This window comes from Stenotrophomonas sp. Pemsol, assembly GCF_003586545.1.
GTDB classification, from domain to species: Bacteria; Pseudomonadota; Gammaproteobacteria; order Xanthomonadales; family Xanthomonadaceae; genus Stenotrophomonas; species Stenotrophomonas sepilia.
Window position 1 is genome coordinate 1,336,354 of record NZ_CP025780.1, and the last position, 16,182, is coordinate 1,352,535.

16 protein-coding genes are annotated in these 16,182 nt (G+C 66.7%); 10 read left to right on the forward strand and 6 right to left on the reverse strand.

Annotated features, from left to right (window positions below; translation table 11 throughout):
* The first annotated feature begins 101 nt into the window (after positions 1-101).
* Entirely contained in the window at positions 102-560 is a 459-nt protein-coding gene (locus tag PEM_RS06215) for a DUF6491 family protein (RefSeq protein ID WP_005416138.1), read from the forward strand.
* A 75-nt stretch (positions 561-635) separates the two neighbouring features.
* Here PEM_RS06215 and PEM_RS06220 read toward each other — a convergent pair whose 3' ends face one another.
* The 3 genes from PEM_RS06220 to ftsY all read right to left on the reverse strand — a co-directional run bounded on the left by PEM_RS06220 (position 636) and on the right by ftsY (position 3,400).
* Positions 636-905: an oxidative damage protection protein gene (locus tag PEM_RS06220; protein WP_005416139.1), complete on the reverse strand. Its 270-nt coding sequence runs from the start codon at positions 903-905 to the stop codon at positions 636-638.
* 5 nt (positions 906-910) lie between these two features.
* Entirely contained in the window at positions 911-2,035 is a 1,125-nt protein-coding gene (gene mutY / locus PEM_RS06225; RefSeq protein ID WP_005416140.1) for an A/G-specific adenine glycosylase, read from the reverse strand.
* Between the two features lie 84 nt (positions 2,036-2,119).
* Positions 2,120-3,400 carry a signal recognition particle-docking protein FtsY gene (ftsY, locus tag PEM_RS06230; protein ID WP_111129107.1) on the reverse strand — a complete coding sequence of 427 codons (1,281 nt, stop codon included), beginning with the start codon at positions 3,398-3,400 and terminating at the stop codon, positions 2,120-2,122.
* Positions 3,401-3,529: 129 nt separating this feature from the next.
* On the opposite strand from ftsY, the gene PEM_RS06235 reads away from it, so the two are divergent.
* Positions 3,530-3,829: a hypothetical protein gene (locus PEM_RS06235; RefSeq protein WP_065185205.1), complete on the forward strand. Its 300-nt coding sequence runs from the start codon at positions 3,530-3,532 to the stop codon at positions 3,827-3,829.
* Between the two features lie 168 nt (positions 3,830-3,997).
* Here PEM_RS06235 and htpG read toward each other — a convergent pair whose 3' ends face one another.
* A complete protein-coding gene (gene htpG / locus PEM_RS06240; protein ID WP_111129105.1) occupies positions 3,998-5,890 on the reverse strand; it encodes a molecular chaperone HtpG in 1,893 nt (630 codons plus the stop codon).
* 477 nt (positions 5,891-6,367) lie between these two features.
* Here htpG and rsmD point away from each other — a divergent pair, with 477 nt between their 5' ends.
* The 6 genes from rsmD to PEM_RS06270 all read left to right on the forward strand — a co-directional run bounded on the left by rsmD (position 6,368) and on the right by PEM_RS06270 (position 11,180).
* On the forward strand, positions 6,368-6,946 hold the full coding sequence (rsmD, locus tag PEM_RS06245; protein ID WP_111129101.1) for a 16S rRNA (guanine(966)-N(2))-methyltransferase RsmD: 579 nt from the start codon (positions 6,368-6,370) through the stop codon (positions 6,944-6,946).
* Positions 6,947-6,972: 26 nt separating this feature from the next.
* On the forward strand, positions 6,973-7,482 hold the full coding sequence (gene coaD / locus PEM_RS06250; protein ID WP_005416145.1) for a pantetheine-phosphate adenylyltransferase: 510 nt from the start codon (positions 6,973-6,975) through the stop codon (positions 7,480-7,482).
* A 59-nt stretch (positions 7,483-7,541) separates the two neighbouring features.
* A complete protein-coding gene (locus tag PEM_RS06255; RefSeq protein ID WP_005409092.1) occupies positions 7,542-8,033 on the forward strand; it encodes a hypothetical protein in 492 nt (163 codons plus the stop codon).
* A gap of 132 nt (positions 8,034-8,165) precedes the next feature.
* Entirely contained in the window at positions 8,166-8,447 is a 282-nt protein-coding gene (locus PEM_RS06260; RefSeq protein WP_004153175.1) for a YfhL family 4Fe-4S dicluster ferredoxin, read from the forward strand.
* Positions 8,444-10,174 carry a gamma-glutamyltransferase gene (ggt, locus tag PEM_RS06265; protein ID WP_111129099.1) on the forward strand — a complete coding sequence of 577 codons (1,731 nt, stop codon included), beginning with the start codon at positions 8,444-8,446 and terminating at the stop codon, positions 10,172-10,174. The genes PEM_RS06260 and ggt overlap by 4 nt, the downstream gene beginning before the upstream one ends.
* Positions 10,175-10,292: 118 nt before the next feature.
* Entirely contained in the window at positions 10,293-11,180 is an 888-nt protein-coding gene (locus PEM_RS06270) for an MBL fold metallo-hydrolase (RefSeq protein WP_111129097.1), read from the forward strand.
* Between the two features lie 41 nt (positions 11,181-11,221).
* Here PEM_RS06270 and PEM_RS06275 read toward each other — a convergent pair whose 3' ends face one another.
* Both PEM_RS06275 and upp read right to left on the reverse strand, forming a co-directional pair.
* The gene (locus PEM_RS06275; RefSeq protein ID WP_005416148.1) at positions 11,222-11,515 is read right to left on the reverse strand and encodes a PsiF family protein; all 294 of its coding nucleotides are present in this window, start codon (positions 11,513-11,515) and stop codon (positions 11,222-11,224) included.
* Between the two features lie 186 nt (positions 11,516-11,701).
* Entirely contained in the window at positions 11,702-12,334 is a 633-nt protein-coding gene (upp, locus tag PEM_RS06280; protein ID WP_005416149.1) for a uracil phosphoribosyltransferase, read from the reverse strand.
* Between the two features lie 169 nt (positions 12,335-12,503).
* On the opposite strand from upp, the gene PEM_RS06285 reads away from it, so the two are divergent.
* Positions 12,504-15,065: a TonB-dependent receptor gene (locus tag PEM_RS06285; protein ID WP_111129095.1), complete on the forward strand. Its 2,562-nt coding sequence runs from the start codon at positions 12,504-12,506 to the stop codon at positions 15,063-15,065.
* Complete coding sequence (locus PEM_RS06290) at positions 15,062-16,180, forward strand: phytase (protein ID WP_111129093.1); 1,119 nt, start codon at positions 15,062-15,064, stop codon at positions 16,178-16,180. Before PEM_RS06285 ends, PEM_RS06290 begins: the two co-directional genes overlap by 4 nt.
* The last annotated feature ends 2 nt before the right edge of the window (positions 16,181-16,182 follow it).

The window sequence follows — 16,182 nt, forward strand, 5'->3', positions numbered from 1 at the left end:
CGGCCAGTAGCCGCCGACCGGCGGCTGAATGGGGCGCGAGCCGTCGCGCCGGCGTTGCCAGCCCAGGCGCATGATGGCGACAGTTCCCCGAGGAGATCGCCATGAAGACCCCGATCCTGATGGCCGGACTCTGCCTGGCACTGGCCGCCTGTGCGACGACCGGCCGGCTCAGCAGTACCGAGAAACTGGATCTGTACCGTGCCCACGCCGGCGCGCCGCAGAACGACATGCAGTTCTTTGGCAGCCTCAATGGCTGGACCGAGCTGGGCGACAGTGCGCTGGCGGTGTGGACCCGTCCCAGCGAAGCCTATCTGCTGGAGTTGAATGGTCCCTGCCAGGACCTGCCGTATGCGACCGCCATCGGTCTGACCAGCAGCATGGGCCGTGTGTCGTCGCGCTTTGACAAAGTGCTGGTACGCGACCCCACCGGCGGCCCGCGCCTGCCGTGCTTCATCAACAGCATCCGCAAGCTGGATGTGAAGGCGCTGCGCGCGTCCGAGCAGGAGCTGCGCCAGGCGCAGGTGCAGGAGCGCGAGGAAAACACCGCACCGGCGAAATGATCGAAAAAGGGGACGGAGGGGATTAAGTCGTTTGTGGCACAAACGACTTAATCCCCTCCGTCCCCTTTTGGGTTGTCAGGTTTCCGGGGTGAAGCCGGCCGGCTTTTCCGCGTCCTTCTCGAACAGGAACTTGACCAGTTCGCCTTCAAGGAACGCACGATGTTCCGGCGTGCGCGGCGACAGCCGGTTCTCGTTGATCAGCATGGTCTGGTGGGCCAGCCACGCGGCCCAGGCCTGCTTGCCGATGTTGTTGAAGATGCGCTGGCCCAGCTCGCCGGGGTAGGGCACGAAGTCCAGGCCCTCGGCATCGCGTTGTTCGTACTGGCAGAAGACGGTTCGGGGCATGGCATTCACTCGTGGTTATGGGGTTTGCTGGAATTTCGTTTCGGCGTCTTGATCGTGGCGCCGTCGAGCAGTTTGCGGATCGGTGCCGGCAGGCCCAATGCGGGTAGCTCGTCGTTGGCGACCCAGCGCAGCGTGGGTTCTTCCACACGCAGGCCGCGCACCTTCCGTGACAATACCTGCAGGTGCAGCCTGTAGTGGCTGAAGGTGTGCTGCAGCACCGGCAGTTCCTCTGCATCTTCCAGCGAGCCGTCGACATGTGCGTCGAACCAGTCCTGCAGGTCGCTGCCGGCCTCGGCCTGCGGCAGCGTCCACAGCTGCGCCCAGATGCCGGTGTCCGGCCGCTTCTGCAGCAGCACGCGTTGCTGGGCGTCGCGCAGCAGCAGGGCGACCGCTTCGCGTTCGGGCAGGGTCTTGCTGGGCTTGGGCGTGGGCAGTTCAGTGGTGCGGCCTTCGCGCCGCGCCACGCACGCGTTCTGCAGCGGGCAGATCACGCAGGCCGGCTTGGCCCGGCTGCATACCGTCGCGCCCAGATCCATCTGCGCCTGGGTGTAATCGGCCATGCGCCCGGCCGGCACCTGCGCGACGTGCGCCTGGGCAATCGCCCACAGTTGTTTCTCGATGGCCGGCAGGCCGGGAAAGCCGTCGATGCCGTGGTAGCGGCTGAGCACGCGCTTGACGTTGCCGTCGAGAATCGCGAACCGATCGTTCCATGCCTGGCTGAGGATCGCACCGGCGGTGCTGCGGCCGATGCCGGGCAGGGCATGCAATGCATCGAAATCGCGCGGCAGGTCGCCGTCGTGCAGTTCCACGCAGCGCTTTGCGGCGGCATGCAGGTTGCGTGCGCGGGCGTAGTAGCCGAGCCCGGCCCACTGCGCCATCACCGCGTCATTGCTGGCGGCGGCGAGCTCGGGCAGGGTTGGGAAGTGCTGCAGGAACCGCTGGAAGTACGGGATGACCGTGGCCACCTGGGTCTGCTGCAGCATGATCTCCGACAACCAGACCCGATAGGGGCTGCGCGGGTGCTGCCAGGGCAGGTCATGGCGACCGTGGTCGTCGAACCAGTGCAGCAGGCGGGCGACGAAGTCGTCTTCCTTGGCAGTGTCGGCGCTGGCGTGCGGCTGGCGGGGCATGAGTGTTCCGGAAGGAGGCAGCCACCCATGGGGTGGCTCTACCAGATCGCAGTAGAGCCACGCCATGCGTGGCTGCACGGTGTATCAGGCGCCCAATGCTTCGGGCAGCAGGGCGTCGACGAAGGCTTCCGGGTCGAATACACGCAGGTCTTCCGGGCGCTCGCCAATGCCGGCGAAGCGGATCGGAATGCCGAACTCGCGGGCCAGTGCGAACACCACGCCGCCCTTGGCGGTGCCGTCCAGCTTGGTCACCACCAGGCCGGTCACGTTCACTGCGGCATTGAACTGGCGCAGCTGCGACAGCGCGTTCTGGCCGGTGGTGCCGTCGATCACCATCAGCACCTCGTGCGGGGCGGTGGGGTCGATCTTGCCGAGCACGCGGCGGATCTTGCCCAGCTCGTTCATCAGCCCGGACTGGGTGTGCAGGCGGCCGGCGGTATCGGCGATCAGCACCGAGGTGCCGCGGGCCTTGCCGGCCTGCAGCGCGTCGAATGCCACCGAAGCGGCATCGGCGTTCTGCCCCTGCGCAACCACGGCCACGCCGTTGCGCTCGCCCCAGGCCTGCAGCTGGGCCACGGCGGCGGCGCGGAAGGTATCGCCGGCAGCCAGCATCAGGCTGTGGCCGTCATCCTTGAAGCGCTTGGCCAGCTTGCCGATGGTGGTGGTCTTGCCGACGCCGTTGACGCCGACGGTGAGCACTACGAAGGGCTTGGCATTGCGGTCGATCACCAGCGGCTTGGCCACCGGCTGCAGGATCGCGATCAGCTCGGCGCGCAGCGCGGCCAGCAGCGCATTGGCGTCGGCGAACTGGCGCGACTTCATGCGCTTGCGCAGGCCCTCGACCAGATCGGTGGTGGCGCCCACGCCGACGTCGGCGGTGATCAGGGCGGTTTCCAGCTCGTCCAGCAGATCGTCGTCGAGCTTGGGGTTGCGCGAGAACAGGCCGCCGAAGCTGCGCGCGATGACGCTGTTGCGCAGGCGCTCGCGCCAGCCGGGCTTGCCGGCGGGCGCCGGAGGGGCATCCACCAGCGCAGGCAGGTCGGTGGCCGGGGCGGTGGGTTCCTCGACCGGAATGACCGGAGCCAGAGGAGCCAGCACAGCGGCCGCAGCGAGCGCTTCATTCTGGACGTCCTCGGGCGCGGTGGCCGGCTGCGCAGCTGGCACGGCCGGCACTTCGGCGACCGGGGCCGATTCCGGTGCAGGTGCGGGTGCATTGGCTTCGACCACCGCGGCGGTGGGTGCGTCTTCGGCCGGGGCGGCCGACGGGAACGCCGCCGCCAGCTCTTCAGCCGAGTAGTGCTGGGTCTTGGACGCCTCCGTGGTGGGGGCATCCTGGGGCTTCTTGCGGCGGAAAAAACTGAGCATTGGCAAAAGGCGCTGAAATCAGAGGGATATGCTACCACTCGGGCCTGTCGGGCCGATGTGGACTCAAGGTCGCGGCCGGCCGGCCGTTAACCGGTCCGGAGGGTTGCGCGGAGCGGCCCGGAGACCGCCATGAACAACGTGATGGGAATCGCCCTCGGCGGGATGCGTGCGGCCCAGCAGGGCGTGCAGGTGGCAGCGCACAACGTGGCCAATCTGGCCACCCCCGATGCGCAGCGCCTGCAGTTGCAGCGCGGTGCCACTGGACAGGGTGGGGTGCAGGCCTCGGTGACTGCCGCCGGCGCTGATGTGGGTGCACCGCTGGGAGATCTGCTGGCGGCGAAAGCCGAGGTGGTGGCCTTCGCCGCCAATGCCTCGGTGATCCGCCGCCAGGACCCGTTGCTGGGTTCGCTGCTGGATCGGGAAGCCTGAGCCCCCTCGGCAGGCGCGAACCGCCGCCCCTGGTGGGTGCCAACCCTGGTTGGCATGCTTACCCGCCCTGGCAGGTGCCAACCTTGGTTGGCACGCTTTTGGGGGCGTCAACCAAGGTTGGCCTCTACCAAGGCACCGCTGGGCCATGCCCGGCGACCACCGCCTCGATCAGGCCGACAGCTCCAGCAGCAGCTTGTTCAGGCGCGCCACATAGGCACCCGGATCCTTCAGGCTGTCACCGGCGGCCAGCGCGGCCTGGTCGAACAGCACCCGGCCGAGGTCGTCGAAGCGCGCGCCATCGGCTTCGGCGTCGAGCTTGGCGATCAGCGGATGGCCCGGGTTGATCTCCAGCACCGGCTTGCTGTCCGGCACCTTCTGCCCGCTGGCTTCCAGGATCTGGCGCATCTGCAGGCCCAGGTCCTGCTCGCCGATGGCCAGCACCGCCGGCGAATCGGTCAGGCGGTGCGACACGCGCACCTCGGCCACTTCGTCACCCAGGACCGTCTTGAGCCGCTCGACCAGGCCCTGCTTGTCCTTTGCTGCCGCTTCCTGTGCCTGCTTGTCCGCATCGGTTTCCAGTGCGCCCAGGTCGAGATCGCCACGGGCGATGTCGACGAAGCCCTTGCCGTCGAAATCGGTCAGGTAGCCCATCAGCCACTCGTCGATGCGGTCGGTCAGCAGCAGCACTTCCACGCCCTTCTTGCGGAACACTTCCAGGTGCGGACTGTTGCGTACCTGGCTGTAGCTCTCGCCGGTGAGGTAGTAGATCTTGTCCTGGCCTTCGGTCATGCGGCCGATGTAATCGGCCAGCGACACGCTCTGCGCATCGCCGTCGCCACGGGTGGAGGCGAAGCGCAGCAGGCCGGCCACCTTCTCGCGGTTGTTGTAGTCCTCGGCCGGGCCTTCCTTCAGCACCTGGCCGAACTCCTTCCAGAACGTGGCGTACTGCTCGGGCTTGTCGGTGGCCAGCTTCTCCAGCATGTCCAGCGAACGCTTGGTCAGCGCCGATTTCATCGAATCGATGACCGGGCCGGACTGCAGGATCTCGCGCGAGACGTTCAGCGACAGGTCGTTGGAATCGACCACGCCCTTGATGAAGCGCAGGTACAGCGGCAGGAACTGCTCGGCCTGGTCCATCACGAACACGCGCTGCACGTACAGTTTCAGGCCCTTGGGCGCATCGCGGTGGTACAGGTCGAACGGCGCGCGGCCGGGCACGTACAGCAGCGAGGTGTACTCCAGCTTGCCCTCGACCTTGTTGTGGCTCCACGCCAGCGGGTCGCTATGGTCGTGCGCTACGTGCTTGTAGAACTCGGTGTACTCGGCGTCGCTGATCTCGGTGCGCGGGCGGGTCCACAGCGCGCTGGCGCGGTTGACGGTCTCCCACTCGACGGCGGCGCCTTCTTCGCCACCTTCCTTCGGCATCTGGATCGGCAGACCGATGTGGTCCGAGTACTTCTTGAGGATGCTGCGCAGGCGCCAGCCATCGGCGAAGTCGTGCTCGCCGTCCTTCAGGTGCAGCACGATGCGGGTACCGCGCTCGGCCTTGTCGACGGTGGCCACTTCGAAATCGCCTTCGCCACGCGAGGTCCAGCGCACGCCTTCGGCCGCAGCCAGGCCGGCGCGGCGCGAGGTCACTTCCACTTCGTCGGCGACGATGAAAGCGCTGTAGAAGCCGACGCCGAACTGGCCGATCAGCTGCGAATCCTTCTTCTGGTCGCCGGACAGCTGCCGCAGGAAGTCGCCGGTGCCGGATTTTGCAATCGTGCCCAGGTGGGCAATCGCCTCGGCGCGGCTCATGCCAATGCCGTTGTCTTCGATGGTGATGGTGTGGGCGGCGGCGTCGAAGCTGACGCGCACGCGCAGCTCGCCGTCACCTTCCAGCAGGGCCGGCTGGGTCAGGGCCTCGAAGCGCAGCTTGTCGGCGGCATCGGCGGCGTTGGAGACCAGCTCGCGCAGGAAGATTTCCTTGTTGGAGTACAGCGAGTGGATCATCAGCTGCAGCAGTTGCTTGACTTCGGTCTGGAAGCCAAGGGTTTCGGTCTGGGTGGTCTCGGTCATCGATAGGGCTCCATGTGCAATGCCGCGCCAGCGCGTGCGGCCTCGCCAAGGGGTAGGGGTGATTGTCCCGAAATCAAGGGGGTTGTTCGGCCGGGCTTGCAGCCCTGCACCCGCCGGGGCCGAAGCAACAGCAACAGCAATAGCAACAGCGGGCTATCCTTGGGATGGCGGGGTGGTGTGGGTTGGCAGGACACGCCGTAAACCCGTCCATGGGGGCTCGATGGCGCCATCCATGGCGCCAACGGTCCTGCCAACCCACACCGCCCCACCGTCCGCGGCATGGATGCCGCGGCCAAGCCCCCATGGACGGGTTTACGGCGTCCCCCACAACCTGACCCGCCCCGCCAACCCACAGGAAACCAGCTTTTGAAGTTGCTTCGGCCGTTGCTTCGGACTCTGCGGGTGCCGGGCAAAGCCCGGCCGAACTACAATCCCACTCATGCTGAAATTCTTGAATACCTCCCGCCGGGGGCGCCAATGAGCGGCCGTGGGGGCAACGACGGCCAGGTCCGCATCATCGGCGGTCGCTGGCGCAATACCCGCTTGCCGGTGCCGACCCTGCCGGGGCTTCGGCCCAGCAGCGACCGTGTGCGCGAGACCCTGTTCAACTGGCTGATGCCCAAGCTGGGCGGGGCCCGCGTCCTGGACCTGTTCGCAGGCAGCGGCGCATTGGGGCTGGAAGCCGTCTCGCGCGGTGCCGCCCACGCCACCCTGGTCGAGCGCGATGCGCAGCTGGGACGCAACCTGACCGCCGCCGTGGCCAAGCTGCAGGCCAGCGACCAGATCAGCGTCGTGCAGGCCGATGCCCTGCGCTGGCTGCAGGGTGCGCAGGCGCAGCAGGCCGATCTGGTGTTCATCGACCCGCCATTCGCCGATGGCCTGTGGCAGGACGTGCTGGCCCAGCTGCCGCGGCACCTGGCAGCCGATGCCTGGCTGTACCTGGAATCGCCGGCCGGCCACGTGCCGGTGCTGCCGCAGGGCTGGCTGCTGCACCGCGAGGGCAGCACCCGTGAGGTGCGCTTTGCCCTGTACCGCCGTGCCACTGCTACACTTTGACCTCATCTGAACATCTGCTACCGCCCATGACCGTGGCCAACCGCCGCATTGCCGTCTATCCCGGCACGTTCGACCCGATCACCAACGGTCACATCGACCTTGTGAGCCGGGCCGCGCCGCTGTTCGAAAAGGTCGTGGTCGGCGTGGCGCAGAGCCCGTCGAAGGGCCCGGCGCTGCCGCTGGAACAGCGCGTGCAGCTGGCGCGTGGCGCCCTGGCCCACCATGGCAATGTCGAAGTCATCGGCTTCGATACCCTGCTGGCCCATTTCGTACGTTCGGTCCAGGGCGGGGTGCTGCTGCGCGGCCTGCGCGCGGTGTCCGACTTCGAGTACGAATTCCAGATGGCCAGCATGAACCGCCACCTGATCCCCGAGGTCGAGACCCTGTTCCTGACCCCGGCCGAGCAGCACAGCTTCATTTCGTCCTCGCTGGTCCGCGAGATCGCGCGCCTGGGCGGCGACGTGTCCGGTTTCGTGCCGGCCGCGGTGCTCGAAGCCCTGCGCAAGGTCCGCGAAGCGAAGGCGGCACAGTCGTAAGCCCGCCGTACCTGCACCCCATTACGTACAACACCACGCACCATTCCGGGAGGAAATCCATGAACACCACCATGCGCGCGATGCTGATCGCTTCGTTGGCCCTGGCCTTCACCGCCTGCAAGAAGGAAGAGGCCGCTCCGGTCGACGAGGCCAAGCAGGCCCTGGTCGCCCCGGCCAAGGACGACGATGCAGGCTGGAAGAAGTACCTGCAGGAAGTGGCCATCCAGAACATGGGCAACATCACCAACAGCCCGTTCCTGTATTACCTCTCCCCGGAATCGGACCCGGACTTCCAGGCCAAGTACGAGCGCCAGACCGAGAGCGCGACCCAGGCCGTGGCCCGTGGCGTGCAGCCGGGCAACATGCTGGCCTTCGGTTCGTCGGCCTCGGGCAAGATGGCTGACATGATCCAGGCCGTGTTCAAGGACGTTTCGCCGGATTCGATGAAGGGCGTGCGCGTCGTCTTCATCGGCCAGTCGGCCGACAACGCCCGCGTGCAGGCTGCGATCCAGCCGACCGGTGCCGAGTACATTTTCGTCGAAGCCAAGTAATACCGAGCCATGGCGGCCATGCTCCGGCATGGCCCGGGCGGCGTCCTGCCAGGGCGCCGCTGATGACCTGACCGGCCCGCGCGCCCGCGCTGGCCGGTCCTTTGTCCCAAGGCGCGGGCGAGGAGTATCGCCATGTCGCTGAAAATCAACGAGCTCTGCGTCAACTGCGACGTCTGCGAGCCGGCCTGCCCGAACCAGGCCATTGCGATGGGTGAAACCATCTACGTGATCGACCCTGCGCGCTGCACCGAATGCGTGGGTCATTTCGACGAGCCACAGTGCGTGGTCGTCTGCCCGGTCGAGTGCATCGACCCGGATCCGGAGATCGTGGAAACGGAAGACCAGCTGCTGGCCAAGCTGCGCCAACTGCAGCACGATCACCCCGAACTCTATGCGGAGCCCCCATCCGAATGAAGACGCTGATCGTCCGCCCCCTGTTGCTGCTCGGCCTGCTGCTGAGTCCGATCGCCTGGGCCGACAGCCCGGCCCGTGCCGAGCGCCCCGACGGCGCAGCCATTGCCAGCGGCCACGCGCTGGCCACCCAGGCCGGCATCGACATTCTGGCGCAGGGCGGCAACGCCTTCGACGCCGCGGTGGCAGTGTCGTCCACGCTGGCGGTGGTCGAGCCGATCAGTTCCGGGCTGGGCGGTGGTGGCTTCTTCCTGCTGCACGACGCGGCCACCGGCAAGGACGTGATGCTGGACGCGCGCGAGACCGCACCGGCCGCCGCTACACCGCAGGCCTTCCTCGACAAGCAGGGCAACCTCGACCGTGACCGCTCGGTCAACGGTGCGTGGTCGGCCGGTATTCCCGGCCTGCCTGCGGCGCTGGTCGAACTGTCGGCCAGGCACGGCAAGCTGCCGCTGTCTGCATCGCTGCAGCCAGCCATCCGCATCGCGCGCGAAGGCTTCCCGGTGTACGACCGCATGGCCAAGGGCTATGCGTCGCGCCGTGAAGTGATGGAGCGCTATCCCGGCACGCGTGAAGTCTATCTGCGCAACGGCAAGCCGATCGCCAGCGGTGACCTGTTCAGGCAGCCGGAGCTGGCGCAGACGCTGGAGCGCCTGGCCGCAGGTGGCTTCGATGGCTTCTACAAGGGCCAGACCGGAAAGCTGCTGCTGGCCGGCGTGAAGCAGGCCGGCGGCAAGTGGACCGCTGAAGAGCTGGCCGGCTACCGCGTGAAGCAGCGCGAGCCGATCGTGTTCAACTACAACGGCTGGAAGATCACCACCGCGCCGCCGCCGTCGTCCGGTGGCATCGCGCTGGCCAGCATGCTGCAGATCCTGGAAGGCTGGGACATCAACAAGATGGACCCGGCGCACCGCACCCATCTGGTGGTGGAGTCGATGCGCCGTGCCTACCGCGACCGTACCTTCTTCCTCGGCGATCCGGACTTCGTGCAGATCCCGCAGAAGGTGCTGACCAGCAAGGACTACGCACAGGGCCTGCGCGCGACCATCCATCCGGAGAAGGCCACGCCCAGCGACCTGCTGTCGGGCAATCCGACGCCGCTGGAAGACGACGAGACCACGCACTTCTCGATCATCGACCGCGACGGCAACCGCGTCGGCGCCACCCAGACCGTCAACCTGCTGTACGGCTCGGGGCTCATTCCCAAGGGCACCGGCGTGCTGCTGAACAACGAGATGGACGATTTCGCGCTGAAGCCGGGTACGCCCAATGCCTTCGGCGTGATGGGCTACGAGGCCAATGCGCCGAAGCCGGGCAAGCGCATGCTCAGCTCGATGACGCCGACCTTCATGGAAAACAGCGACAAGGTGATCGTGCTGGGCACGCCGGGTGGCAGCCGCATCATCACCATGGTGCTGCTGGGCATCCTCGGCTACGACGCCGGCTTGGACGCGCAGCAGGTTGCCGCGCTGCCGCGCTACCACCACCAGTGGCTGCCGGATCTGATCGAAGCCGAGGACGATGCGTTCGACGCGGCGACGGTGAAGCAGCTGCAGGCGATGGGCCACAGGATCGACCTGCCGGGCAATGTCGCCGCCGGCGGTCGCGGTTCCAGCCACGTGTGGGGCAACCTGCAGACCGTGGAATGGGACCGCAAGGCGAACAAGCTGTTCGGCGGCAGCGACCCGCGCAATCCGGTGGGCAGTGCCCAGGTCGTGCCGGCCCACTGATGTGGCGGTGCCGGCCACTGGCCGGCAATCTGGCAGATCACCAGGACCCCGCCAACCGGCGGCGTTTCCTGTTTCCTTTCTAGCGATTATTTAACAGTCCGGCGCCGATAATCGACGCATGAAACTCTGGTCTATTCGTGGAAACTCGCAGCGCCTGGACGGCGGCGCGATGTTCGGCAACGCGCCGCGTGCGTTGTGGGAAAAATGGGCGGCTCCGGACGAGCTCAATCGCATCGAGCTGGCCTGCCGTGCGCTGCTTGCCAGTCCGCTGGAAGGCAAGACAGTACTGTTTGAAACCGGTATCGGTGCGTTCTTCGACCCGCGCATGCGCGAGCGTTATGGCGTGCAGGAAAGCCAGCACGTGCTGATCGATTCACTGCGCGAAGCGGGTTTCGAGCACGAGGACATCGACGTGGTGGTGCTCAGCCACCTGCACTTCGATCATGCCGGTGGCCTGCTTGCCGCATGGAGCGAAGGGCGTGAGCCCGAACTGCTGTTCCCCAACGCAACCTATGTGGTTGGTGCGCAGCATTGGCAGCGCGCCGTGCGGCCACACCCGCGCGATCGGGCCAGTTTCATTCCTGAGCTGCCCGGCCTGCTGCAGGCCAGTGGCCGCCTGGAAGTAGTGGAGGGGGAGTACTCGAAGGTGCTCGGCCGCAGCGTGCGCTTCAGCTACAGCGATGGGCATACGCCGGGGCTGATGCTGGCCGAGATCGTTGGCCACGCGCATGCCGGTGAAGATGCGCACGGTGGCGTGGTGTTCTGTGCCGACCTCATCCCAGGTCGTTCATGGGTGCACGTGCCGATCACCATGGGCTATGACCGCAATGCCGAATTGCTGATCGACGAGAAACGGCAGTTCCTTGAAGACAAGCTGGCGCGCAACGTGTGGCTGTTCTTCACCCACGACCCGCAGGTGGCGCTGGCGCAGCTGGGCCGTGATGACAAGGGACGTTTCGTGACCCTGCACGAACAGGGCGAGCTGAAGGCGCGCGCCCTGGGTTAATGGCAGAGCCGAGCGTGGGCTCGGCTCTACATCACTCGTCGTTACGACGCCTTCAGGCAGCTGCTCATGAAGGTCTTGCGCGCATCGCCGGCCAGCTTCTTCGCGCCTGCGTCAGCGTTGCATTTGCGCATGCGTTCCTGCTGCGTATTGACCGGCTTGGTTTCGGCGGCCTGGCCGCTGAGGCAGGAGCTCTGCGCGGTCTTGTAGGCATCCCCCTTCAAGCCCTTGTTCTTGGCCGAGCATTCGGCCATGCGCTGCTGCTGCGGGGTGGTGGCATTGGCAGTCAGGGGCAGGCCGACCAGCAGGACGGCGGCCAGCAGGAAAGAGGCTTTCATCGGGAGCTCCAAGCGGTGGCGGGTGCGCGGAGCATTCGCTTCCGACCGGTAAGGCCACGTGAAGAATCACGCGTCGGCCACACCCGCGTCCACGGGCGTTCACGTGACGCGGCGAAGCGGGCCGGCGAACGGTTGTCGGGTCAGAGCCCTCTCCTGCGGAGAGGGATCCGACCACGGTTCGCCGGATCAGCCGACGCGGGTGCCGAAGATGCGGTCACCCGCGTCGCCCAGTCCGGGCAGGATGTAGCCCTTGTCGTTGAGCTGGGCATCGATGGCCGCAGTGTAGATTTCCACGTCCGGATGCACGGCCTTCACTGCTTCGATGCCTTCGGGCGCGGCCACCAGGAAGATGCCCTTGATGCGACGGGCGCCGGCGCGCTTGAGCATGTCGATGGTGGCGATCAGCGTGCCGCCGGTGGCCAGCATCGGGTCGAGGATCAGTGCGTCGCGCTCTTCCAGGCGGCCGGTCAGGCGCTCGAAGTAGGGTACCGGCTGCAGGGTTTCTTCATCGCGCTGCAGGCCGACCACGCTGACACGGGCGGCCGGAATCAGCGACAGCACGCCGCTGAGCATGCCCAGGCCGGCACGCAGGATCGGCACCACGGTGATCTTGGCGCCGGCAATGCGCTGCACCGTCACCGGGCCGGCCCAGCCGGCCAGGGTGTGCGGCTCGGTATCCAGGTCGGCGGTGGCCTCGTAGGCCAGCAGCGTACCCAGCTCGTTGGCCAGTTCGCGGAAATCCTTGGTGCTGAGCGCAGCGTTGCGCATCAGGCCGATCTTGTGCTGCACCAGCGGGTGGCGCACTTCGACGATCTTCATGGTCGGGAAGGGGAATAGGGAGAGAGGCCGCCATTTTGCCGGATTGGCGGGGCGAAGCCCAAACCGGGCCCGGGGCCGCTGTACATGAAATGTGCAGAGGCATGTCACGGCCATGCAACCTTGCGGACATACCGTGCAGACCCATTCTTAACAGGAATGGGGATTCCTAGTGCATATCAAGACTCCGTTGGCCGTTGCCATCACCCTGACCCTGGCGATGGGGGCCGCCGCCCCGCTGCAGGCCGCCGGGCAGCAGGCGGTAGCCGCCACCGGCGCCGTGGCGGCCGACGCGGTCGACCTGGACCGTATCGAGGTGCGCGCCCAGCTCGAATCGCAGATCCGCGCGGTCGACCTCAAGCGCGGCAGCGACGCCATCGAAGACGCGGTGTCCTCCGATGCCCTGGGCCAGTACCCGGACAAGAACGTGGCCGAGTCGCTGCAGCGCCTGCCGGGCATCAGCGTGACCCGTGACCAGGGTGAGGGCCGTTTCGTGGTCATCCGTGGCCTGGACGCCAATCTCAACAGCGTCAGCGTGGATGGCATCGCCGTGGGCACGCCGGAGGATTCCAGCCGTGCCGCGCCGCTGGACGTGATCCCGTCCGATTCCACCGAACGCCTGCGCGTGGTGAAGTCGCCGACCCCGGACATGCCCGGTGATGCCATCGGCGGTGCCGTGCTGGTGGAATCGGCCTCGGCCTTCGACCGCGACGGTCGCAGCCTGCGTGGCAAGATCGAGGGCAGCCACCAGCAGCTGTCCGGGGAGACCAGCCCGAAGGCGGCCTTCAACTACAGCGAAGTGTTCAACGACACCTTCGGCGTGGCGCTGGGCGTGAACTACCAGAAGCGCCGGTTCGAGTCGGACAACACCGAAGTGGAGTACGACGGCGAGGACGATGCCGCCCCCGGTGACGTGACCGCGATCAACCTGCAGCACCGCAAGTACGAGATCGAGCGCAAGCGCATCGGCGCCAACCTCAACCTCGACTGGCGGCCGGACGAAGACAGCAGGTACTACCTGCGCACGCTGTACAGCCAGTTCGACGATGCGGAGACCCGCCAGCGCGTGATCTTCAACTTCGACGACGCGAAGATGGTCAAGACCGGCACCGACCAGTACCGCCTGGATGGCATGCCGAAGGACTCGATCGACAAGCGCATGCGCTACCGCACCAAGAAGGAAAACACCTTCGCGGCCAGCCTGGGCGGCGAGAACAAGTTGACCAACGCCGTGGTTGATTACCGGATCGGCTACACCCGTACCGAAGAGCGCGTGAACGACGAGATGGAGGCGCGTTTCAAGCTCAACGGCAAGGCGTTCAACGGCAGCCTGGACCAGAGCAGCCGGCTGCCCAGCTACAGCTTCGACAACCCGCAGTGGCTGGACAACAGCAATTACGCGTTCGACCGCTTCGTGCTATCGCCCAAGCAGGTGAACGACAAGGAGCACAGCGCGCAGGTCAACGTGCGCTTCGACGGCGACAGCAGCAGCATCAAGTTCGGTCTGCTCGGCCGCTGGCGCGACCGCGACGTGAATGTGGATGAGCGCGAACTGCGCGTCGGCCCGAAGGTGGCGCTGGCGGGCTGGACCACCTCCTCGCCCGAACATCGCCACGGCAACTTCGGCGACGGCATGGATTCGGCGGCGATGCGTGCCTTCTGGGCGGCCAATGGCAGCCAGTACAGCGCCCGCCCGCAGGACGTCGGCGGCAATGCGATGACGTCGCTGGAAGAGGATTACGTGGCCAGCGAAGACATCTTCGCCAGCTACGCCATGGGTACCTGGGACGTGGGCGCGCTGCGCCTCATCGGCGGCGTGCGCGTGGAGAACACCCGCTTCAAGGCGATCGGTAACCAGGTGGACGTGGCCGCCAACGGCCGCAGCTTCACCGTCACCCCGCGCGTGGCCAACAGCAGCTACACCAACGTGCTGCCGGGCCTGCACCTGCGCTATGACGCGGCTGATGACTGGGTGCTGCGCGCCTCGGCCAACAAGACCGTATCGCGCCCGTCCTTCGGCGACGTCTCGCCGCGCGTGGGTTACAGCCGTGGTGACGAGGAAGTGCGCCTGGGTAACCCGGAACTGGATCCGTACGAGTCGAAGAACATCGACCTGTCGTTGGAGAAGTACATCGGCAGCAGCGGCATCGTTTCGCTGGGCCTGTTCCACAAGTCGATCGATGGCTACATCGTCGAAACCGTGCGCACCAATGATCCTGCCTACGGTGGATTCGATGTGACGCAGCCGATCAATGGTCGCAAGGCCACCGTGCGTGGTGCGGAGTTCAACTGGCAGCAGCAGCTGGCCTTCCTGCCGGACGGCCTGGATGGCCTGCTGGTCGGCGCCAGTGGCACCTGGCTGGATACGAAGTTCGATGCCGGCATCAAGGACCGTGCGGGCGAGGACTTCACGCTGCCGCGCGCTTCCAAGCATGTCTACAGCGCACACATCGGCTATGAAAAGTATGGTGTAAGCACGCGCCTGGCGGCCGTGTACCGCAGCGAGTACCTGGACAGCATCGGCAAGGGGCGCGCGTTCGATATCTACGTTGCGCCGAATACCCAGCTCGATTTCTCGCTTGACTACAGGTTCACCCCGCGCGTGAGCGTGTACTTTGAAGCGCAGAACCTGCTGGACAAGCCGTTGGAGCTGTACCAGGGCACCCGTTCGCGCACCCTGCAGCTGGAAGAGTACGGCCGCACCTATGCGCTTGGCCTGAAGGTGGCGCTGTGAGGGGGCGTGGCGTCACCGTCCTGGCCGCCGCGCTGGCGGCTACGCTGGTCGCCGGCTGCACGCCGGCCACCGGCAGCGATCCGGTTGCGGGAGCTGCCGCGCCGGCCGCCGGGGGCGAGCGCGTGGTGACCACCATCGCCGAAGCGTTCCTGTCACCGATGACCCCGGCCGACAACATCGACTCGCCGGCGGCCTGGCGCGCGCCGGACGGCGTACTGTGGCTGATCGCCACTGCCAAGGCCACCGACAAGCTGGTGGTCTACGACGGCAGCACCGGCCAGCACCTGCGTGACGTCGGCAGCAGCGGCACCGCACCGGGGCAGTTCGACCGCCCAAACGGCATCGCGGTGACCGACGACCTGCTGTGGATCGTGGAGCGCGACAATCACCGCGTGCAGGTACTGCGCCTGCCGGACTTCGCGCCGCTGGCGACGTTCGCGGCGGACGACCTGCGCAAGCCTTACGGGCTGTGGGTCGACCGCCGTGCCGATGGCTACAGCGTCTACGTCACTGACTCCTGGGACAACGGCGAGGATGCACAGGGGCGCGACATCCTGCCGCCGCTGGCCGAGCTGGACAAGCGCGTGCGCCAGTATCACGTGACCCGCAATGGTGAGAAGGTCGACGCCAAGCTGGTGGCCAGCATCGGCGATACCACCGAGACTGGTGCGCTGCGCGTGGTCGAGTCGATCTGGGGCGATCCCGAGAACGACCGCCTGCTGATCGCCGAAGAGGACGAGAGCTACGCCAGCGAGTTCAAGGTCTACACCCTCGCGGGCCGCTTCACCGGCACCACCTTCGGCCGCGACGTGTTCAAGGCACAGGCCGAAGGCGTGGCCCTGCGCACCTGCGGCAAGGATGGCTGGTGGATCACCACCGAACAGGGCAAGCAGCGCAGCGTGTTCCATCTGTTCGACCGGCACACGCTGAAGCCGGTCGGCGCGTTCCAGGGCACTACCGTGGCCAACACCGATGGCATCTGGATGATGCAGCAAGCCAGCACGCGCTTCCCGCACGGTGCGCTGTATGCCGTGCATGACGACCAGGGCGTGGTGGCGTTCGACTGGGAGAGCATCGCCAAGCAACTGGCGTTGCCGCTGGAGTGTGGCGCATGAGC